Here is a 6,954-nt window from a genome sequence, read left to right on the forward strand (position 1 = left end):
ACCCCAGGAAAGCCGCGCCCCGCTGCGACTTCTGCACGCAAACAGTCTTGCCCCGGATCAGCGCCGACCGCGACCGCCGATCAATTGCACGATCTCGGAGAACAGCGGCGTATCGAGCGGTCGGGACAGGTCCGTCGCCAGACAGCGGCGGTAATAGGGCTGAGGTCGAGCCCGACGCCGATGCCGAGCACCTCGACGTCGCGCATGGCCTCGTGACGCGCGACCACTTCCTTCAGGTGATTGTCGAGATAATAAGGATCGTTGGCCTGGCCGGTCGCGCCGTCCATCGGGCTGCCGTCGGAGACGACGATCAATATCCGCCGCGCCTCGCCGCGGGCGAGCAGTCGCGAGCAAGCCCAGTCGACCGCCTCACCGTCCACCCCCTCGCGGAACAGGTCGGCCTTGAAGAGCGCCGCGATGTCGGCACGTGCGCGCCGCCAGCTCCGGTCCGCATCCTTGAACACCATGTGGCAGACTTCGTTGAGCCGCCCCGGATTTCTGGGACGGCCACGGGCCAGCCAGTCGAGCCGGGCGCGGCCGCCGTTCCAGGCGCCGGTGGTGAAGCCCAGCACCTCGGTCGCCACACCGGCCATTTCGAGCGCGCGCACCAGGATGTCGATCATCATGGTCACCGCTTCGATATGCGCCTTCATCGAGCCCGAACAGTCGACGAGGAAACTCACGACGCAGTCGGCCTCCATCTTGTACTGCTCGAGACGAAACAGCCGCCGCTCCGCCGGCGAACTGATCAATTGCGCCAGGCGACGGCCGTCGATCCGCCCCTGCTCTTCGCCGAAGGACCAGCCGTCCCGCCGCGGCACCGCGAGGACCGCCGTCAACTGATGCGCCAGCCTACCCAGGTTGACGCCTTGCTCGGCGATGCGCCTGTCGAGACGTTCGCGGTACTCGCGTAACAAGGCCTTGCGAACCAGCGTGCCGGCGTCGACCTTTCTGTCGTAGCGCGTGGTATAGACGCGGTAGCCGTGGCCGGATTCCTCCAGCACACGGCTGCGGCCGGTGGGCGCCGTGGCGATCGTGTCGGGCTCCTCGTCGTCGAAGTCGAGCAGCAGCGAGAACGCCGCGCTCGCGGCGTCCTCTTCGTCGGCCCCCTCTTCCGCCGCCTGCTCCGCGCGGGCCGAGCGGATCATCCCGCCGACGAGCCGCGCCATCTCGAGCGCATGGCCGGCGAAAGCGGCCTGGTCGTCGCGGTGCCGGCGCAGGCCGGCCAGCGCAAAGCCTATCGCCGGCACGATGGCCGCGCGCGTGACCTCGATCAGGTCTTCGGTTTCCTCGAGCACCGGCCAGCCCGTCAGCCGCGACCACGAGATCTGCGCCACCGTATATAGCAGGATGCCCAGATGACCCTCGGCCAACCCCGAGCGATGAAAGGCGCGCGACCATGCCTCGAAGCGGTGGCGAAGGTTTTGCGCCACACCCGGCATGCCGGGTGGCAGCCGGGTCTCGCAGCGCAGCTGTTCCAAGAGCTCGAAGAGTAGCCGCTCGACCGGGTCGCCGGGACAAAGCCTTCGGTGCAGCCGGCGTCGGAATGGGCCAAGCGCAAGGCCGCGCCGTCGGCGGCGCCGCGGAACGACGTGAAGTCGTCCGACGCCGGGTCGGTGCGCAGGTGCGGGGCGTGAAGCGGCAGCGGCCTGAGGTCACGGCAAAGACGGCCTTGCCGGTAATGCAGCGCGGCGTCGCCGGTCAGCGCGCGCACCGCCGCCGCGCACAACTCCTCAAGCTTCTGCTGGCGGCGGGCCTTTTGCTGGCGGACACCATCAGCGCGGCCCCGGCTCGTCGATCGGCGAGGCTTCGAGTTCCCGGCCAAAGCATCGCTGGAAGTATTCGGGCCACGATAGGCCGCTCGGCTTCGTCGCATTTGTTGACGAAGGTCAGACGGAAGGCGAGCGCGTGATCGCGGAAGATCTGGCTGTTTTCCGCCCAGGTGATCACCGTTCGCGGCGACATCAGCGTCGAGAGGTCACCCGCCGCGAAACCTTTGCGCGTGAGCTCGGCCAAGCTCACCATCGCCTCGATCAGCGCGCGACCGGCCTCGTCGGCGAGTTCGGGCACGCGGGCGAGCACGATGCCGGCCTCTTCCTCGCGCGGCAGGTAGTTGAGCGTGGCGACGACGTTCCAGCGGTCGATCTGCGCGTGATTCAGCACCTGGGTGTGGTACAGGCCGTTCAGGTTGCCCAAGCCCACGGTGTTGGACGTGGCGAACAGCCGGAAGTAAGGATGCGGGTGGATCACCCGGTTCTGGTCGAGCAGGGTGAACTTGCCGTCGCGCTCGAGGATGCGCTGGATGACGAACATCACGTCCGGGCGGCCGGCGTCGTACTCGTCGAAGATCAGCGCGACCGGCCGCTGCAGCGCCCACGGCACGATGCCTTCCTGGAATTCGGTGACCTGGCGGCCGTCGCGCACGACGATGGCGTCCTTGCCGACCAGGTCGAGACGACTGATATGACCGTCGAGGTTGACCCGCACGCAGGGCCAGTTGAGCCGGCGGCGACCTGTTCGATGTGGGTCGACTTCCCGGTTCCATGCAGCCCCTGCACCATGACCCGCCTGTCGCGGGTGAAGCCGCCAGGATCGCCAGTGTCACTTCGGGTTGAAGCGGTAGGCGTCGTCGATTTCCGGCACATGGTCGTCGCGCTCGCCGAACGCGGGCACCATCAGGCCGGAATCGATGCCGAAAAGGCTGCGCACCGGGACCAGTCTGTCCGGTTTGCCAAGCACGATATCTGTCACGTTCCTCTCCTCTTACATCGTCAATCGGCCGGGGCGACGCCCCGGTTTTCATTGCCTCGGCGGGTCAGCCCGCCACTGCGGCATCGCGCATGAAAGAGCCCTGCCCGGGCTTTCTTTCAGAGGGTTCGATCGGACGAAGAGGGATCGTGGCTTCGGCTTACTCTGTCTCTTCCGTGTCCCCCCGCCCTGCCGCCGCCTCGGCCTCGATCGCCGCCAGCGCCGCCGCCGCCCGCTGCAACGCCGGCAGGAAGTGCACCGCCTTGTCCGGCGTCAGACGCATGATCGGCGCCTGCAGCGCCACCCCCAGGTCGACTTCCCGCCGTCCGGTGCCGGCACCAGCACCCCGACGCACAACAGCCCCGGCAGGAACTCCTCGTCGTCCAGCGCGTAGCCGGCGCGCTTCACCCGCTCGATCTCCGCCTCCAGCCGCTCCAGGTCGGTCAGCGTGTTCTCGGTGTAGCGCGCCAACGGCACGTGCGCCAACAGCCGCCGCCGCTGCGCCGGGCTCAGCTGCGCCAGGAACAGTTTGCCGGTCGCCGAGCAGTGCGCCGGCACCCGCGAGCCCGGGTGCAGGTAGAAGCGCAGCGGCGCCGCCGTCTCCACCCGGTCCAGGTACAGCACCTCGCTGCCCGAGAACGCGGTCAGGTTGCAGCTCTCGCCCACTTCCTCGACCAGCTGACGCAGCACCGCGTGCCGCGCGCCGTGCGCGGTGTGGTTCAGCAGCAGGTTCTCCGCCAAGCGCCGCAGCCGCACGCCGGTGCTGTAGTGACGGCCGGCGCCGTCGCGCTGCAGCCGCACGCCGGTGCTGTAGTGACGGCCGGCGCCGTCGCGCTGCAGCATGCCGGCCGCCTCCAGTTGCTGCAGCATCCCGGTGCAGCGTCGGCTTGGGCAGCCCGGTCTCGTCCACCAGCCCCTGCAGCGTGAAGAACTGGTCCTTCTCGGCGATCACTTCCAGCAGCCCGAACAGCCGCAGCGTCGGCGTGTCGCCGTCGAGTTTCGCGTCGCCCTTGGTGCGCGTGTCGTTCATGGTCGTCCCATCATAGTTCAGTTTCGTTTATAGATACAAATTGTACCGTTTATTGAAATTTGTTGTTGACCGGCGCGCGGCTTCGCCCTACATTCCAATCACAAATCACTTTTCGGAACGTTTGGTTTCGTTTTTTGTTTTTCGTCCACCCACGGAGACAGCGCACCATGAGCGATCACTCGACCCAAGCCCAAGCGGCGACCCCCAGCGGCCCGCAAGCGATGACCCCTTCGGAAGCCTTCGTCGAAACCCTGGCCGCCAACGGCGTGACCGACATGTTCGGCATCATGGGCTCGGCCTTCATGGACGCGATGGACATCTTCGCGCCGGCCGGCATCCGCCTGATCCCGGTGGTGCACGAACAGGGCGCCGGCCACATGGCCGACGGCTACGCGCGCGTGTCCGGCCGCCACGGCGTGGTGATCGGCCAGAACGGCCCCGGCATCAGCAATTGCGTGACGTCGATCGCCGCCGCCTACTGGGCGCACAGCCCGGTGGTGATCGTCACCCCGGAGGCCGGCACCATGGGCATCGGCCTCGGCGGTTTCCAGGAGGCGAAGCAGCTGCCGATGTTCCAGGAGTTCACCAAGTACCAGGGCCACGTGACCCACCCGGCGCGGATGGCCGAGTTCACCGGCCGCTGCTTCGACCGCGCGATGGCCGAGATGGGCCGACCCAACTCAACATCCCGCGCGACTATTTCTACGGCGAGATCAAGGCCGAGATCCCGCAACCGCGCCGGCTCGACCGCGGCCCGGGCGGCGAGCAGAGCCTGAACGAGGCGGCCGAGCTGCTGGCTAACGCCAAATTCCCGGTGATCATTTCCGGCGGCGGCGTGGTGATGGCCGACGCCATCGACGAGTGCAAGGCGTTGGCCGAGCGCCTCGGCGCGCCGGTGGTCAACAGCTATCTGCACAACGATTCGTTCCCGGCCAGCCACCCGTTGTGGTGCGGCCCGCTCGGCTACCAGGGCAGCAAGGCGGCGATGAAGCTGATCTCGCGCGCCGACGTGGTGGTGGCGCTCGGCTCGCGCCTCGGCCCGTTCGGCACGCTGCCGCAGCACGGCATGGACTACTGGCCGAAGGCCGCCAAGATCATCCAGATCGACGCCGACCACAAGATGCTCGGCCTGGTGAAGAAGATCTCGGTCGGCATCTGCGGCGACGCCAAGGCCGCCGCGATCGCGCTGACCGCACGCCTGGCGAACCGCACGCTCGCCTGCGACGCGTCGCGCGAGCAGCGCGCCGATGCGATCGCCACCGAGAAGGCGGCCTGGGAGAAGGAGCTCGACGACTGGACCCACGAGCGCGATCCGTTCAGCCTCGACATGATCGACGAGAACGCCAATGAAAGGACCTTCAACGGCGGCGAGTATTTGCACCCGCGCCAGGTGCTGCGCGAGCTCGAGAAGGCGATGCCGGACGATGTGATGGTGTCGACCGATATCGGCAACATCAACTCGGTCGCCAACAGCTATCTGCGCTTCGACAAGCCGCGCAGCTTCTTCGCCGCGATGAGCTGGGGCAACTGCGGCTACGCGTTCCCGACCATCATCGGCGCCAAGGTCGCCGCGCCGCACCGCCCGGCCGTCTCCTACGCCGGCGACGGCGCCTGGGGCATGAGCCTGATGGAAACCATGACCTGCGTCCGGCACCAGATCCCGGTCACCGCGGTGGTGTTCCACAACCGCCAGTGGGGCGCCGAGAAGAAGAACCAGGTCGACTTCTACAACCGCCGCTTCGTCGCCGGCGAACTCGACAACCAGAGCTTCGCCGCCATCGCCCAAGCGATGGGCGCCGAAGGCATCGTGGTCGACCGGCTCGAGGACGTCGGCCCGGCGCTGAAGAAGGCGATCGACCTGCAGATGAACCACGGCAAGACCTGCATCATCGAGATCCTGTGCACCCGCGAGCTCGGCGACCCGTTCCGTCGCGACGCGCTCGCCAAACCGGTGCGCCTGCTCGACAAGTACAAGGACTACGTCTAAGCGCCAAGCGGGCCGGACATGGGGCTTCCTCCCTGTTTCCGGCCCGAGCCGCGATCGACCCGAAGAGGTCGAGCGGTCCCGCATCACGACTTCGAGGAGCGAATCACCATGAAAGCGATCAACCGCATCATCGACAGCGCCCGCGCGGCCCCCAAGCGCATCGTGCTGTGCGAAGGCGACGATGCGCGCATCCTGAAGGCGGCGCAACGCGCCACCCGCGAAGGCACTGCCCGCATCCTGCTGGTGGGGGACGCCGGCCGCATCCGCCGAATCGCCGCCGACGAAGGCGTCGACCTTGCCGGCATGGAGCTGGTCGACCCGGCCACCTCTGCGCTCACGCCGTCCTTTGCGCAGAAGCTGTTCGCGCTGCGCCAGAAGAAGGGCATGACGCTGGAGGAAGCGAAACGCGAGGTGCTCAAGCCGCTGTGCTTCGCCAACCTGATGGTGCGCCTCGACCACGCGGACGGCTCGGTCGCCGGCGCGGTCCACACCACCGCCGACGTGGTGCGCCACGCGATCCAGATCATCGGCGTCGACCCGTCGTTCAAGCTGGTTTCGAGCTTCTTTTTAATGATGCTCTGCGAGCCCTTCCACACGCTGAAGGGCGGGCTGATCTTTTCCGACTGCGGACTGGTGGTCGACCCCGACGCACACGAACTGTCCGAGATCGCGATGGCTGCGGCCGACAGCGCCCGCAGCCTGCTGATGGACGAGCCGCGCGTCGCGATGCTGTCGTTCTCGACCAGCGGCAGCGCCAAGCACGCGGCGGTCGACAAGGTGGTCGAGGCGGCGCGCCGGGTCAGGGAACTGCGCCCGGCCTCGCGATCGACGGCGACGTGCAGCTCGACGCGGCGATCGTCGCGGAGATCGCGAACCGCAAGGTCGATAACTCGGCGGTGAAGGGCCGCGCCAACGTGCTCGTTTTTCCCAGCCTCGAGGCCGGCAATATCGGCTACAAGTTGGCCGAGCGCGTCGGCGGCGCGAAGGCGATCGGTCCTCTGCTGCAGGGCCTGCAAAAACCGGCCAACGACCTGTCGCGCGGCTGTAGCCGACGACGTCTTCTACGTCATCGCCGTGACCGTGGTCCAGGCGCAGACCGCCGCCGAACGACTGCCGGACGAAAAGCGATCATGACCGGCGAGATGCTGCTGCCCTTTCTCGCGCTGATGGGCGTCGCGAGCTACTTCCA

At 67.5% G+C, this 6,954-nt stretch carries 5 protein-coding genes and 3 pseudogenes; 2 read left to right on the forward strand and 6 right to left on the reverse strand.

The genetic code is table 11. From position 1 onward, the window contains the following. Positions 1–80: 80 nt before the first annotated feature. From DWG20_RS15815 to DWG20_RS16785, 6 genes and pseudogenes are all read right to left on the reverse strand, one after another. Positions 81–1,481, reverse strand: a complete 1,401-nt coding sequence (locus DWG20_RS15815) for a cobaltochelatase CobT-related protein (protein ID WP_245944734.1) — start codon at positions 1,479–1,481, stop codon at positions 81–83. A gap of 220 nt (positions 1,482–1,701) precedes the next feature. Further along, complete coding sequence (locus DWG20_RS15820) at positions 1,702–2,487, reverse strand: P-loop NTPase family protein (RefSeq protein WP_245944735.1); 786 nt, start codon at positions 2,485–2,487, stop codon at positions 1,702–1,704. A 114-nt stretch (positions 2,488–2,601) separates the two neighbouring features. Further along, positions 2,602–2,751 carry a hypothetical protein gene (locus DWG20_RS16525; protein ID WP_245944736.1) on the reverse strand — a complete coding sequence of 50 codons (150 nt, stop codon included), beginning with the start codon at positions 2,749–2,751 and terminating at the stop codon, positions 2,602–2,604. A 157-nt stretch (positions 2,752–2,908) separates the two neighbouring features. Continuing rightward, a complete protein-coding gene (locus tag DWG20_RS16620) occupies positions 2,909–3,031 on the reverse strand; it encodes a hypothetical protein (RefSeq protein ID WP_281269969.1) in 123 nt (40 codons plus the stop codon). Further along, a complete protein-coding gene (locus DWG20_RS15825; RefSeq protein ID WP_245944737.1) occupies positions 3,022–3,618 on the reverse strand; it encodes an IclR family transcriptional regulator in 597 nt (198 codons plus the stop codon). Before DWG20_RS15825 ends, DWG20_RS16620 begins: the two co-directional genes overlap by 10 nt. A 49-nt stretch (positions 3,619–3,667) precedes the next feature. Continuing rightward, positions 3,668–3,778 (reverse strand): annotated as a pseudogene (locus tag DWG20_RS16785) (IclR family transcriptional regulator); the annotation flags it as partial. Between the two features lie 167 nt (positions 3,779–3,945). On the opposite strand from DWG20_RS16785, the pseudogene xsc reads away from it, so the two are divergent. Together xsc and pta are read left to right on the forward strand one after the other, a co-directional pair. Further along, a pseudogene (gene xsc, locus DWG20_RS15830) lies at positions 3,946–5,765 on the forward strand (sulfoacetaldehyde acetyltransferase). Between the two features lie 108 nt (positions 5,766–5,873). Then, positions 5,874–6,954, forward strand: a pseudogene (gene pta, locus DWG20_RS15835) (phosphate acetyltransferase); the annotation flags it as partial.

The organism is Crenobacter cavernae (assembly GCF_003355495.1).
Classification (GTDB): domain Bacteria; phylum Pseudomonadota; class Gammaproteobacteria; order Burkholderiales; family Chromobacteriaceae; genus Crenobacter; species Crenobacter cavernae.

Excerpts from the sequence above, each read along its gene's own strand:
- DWG20_RS16620 (WP_281269969.1), bottom strand. The coding sequence starts at position 3,031 with ATGCGTCTGACGCCGGACAAGGCGGTGCACTTCCTGCCGGCGTTGCAG.
- DWG20_RS15825 (WP_245944737.1), bottom strand. The coding sequence starts at position 3,618 with ATGCTGCAGCAACTGGAGGCGGCCGGCATGCTGCAGCGCGACGGCGCC.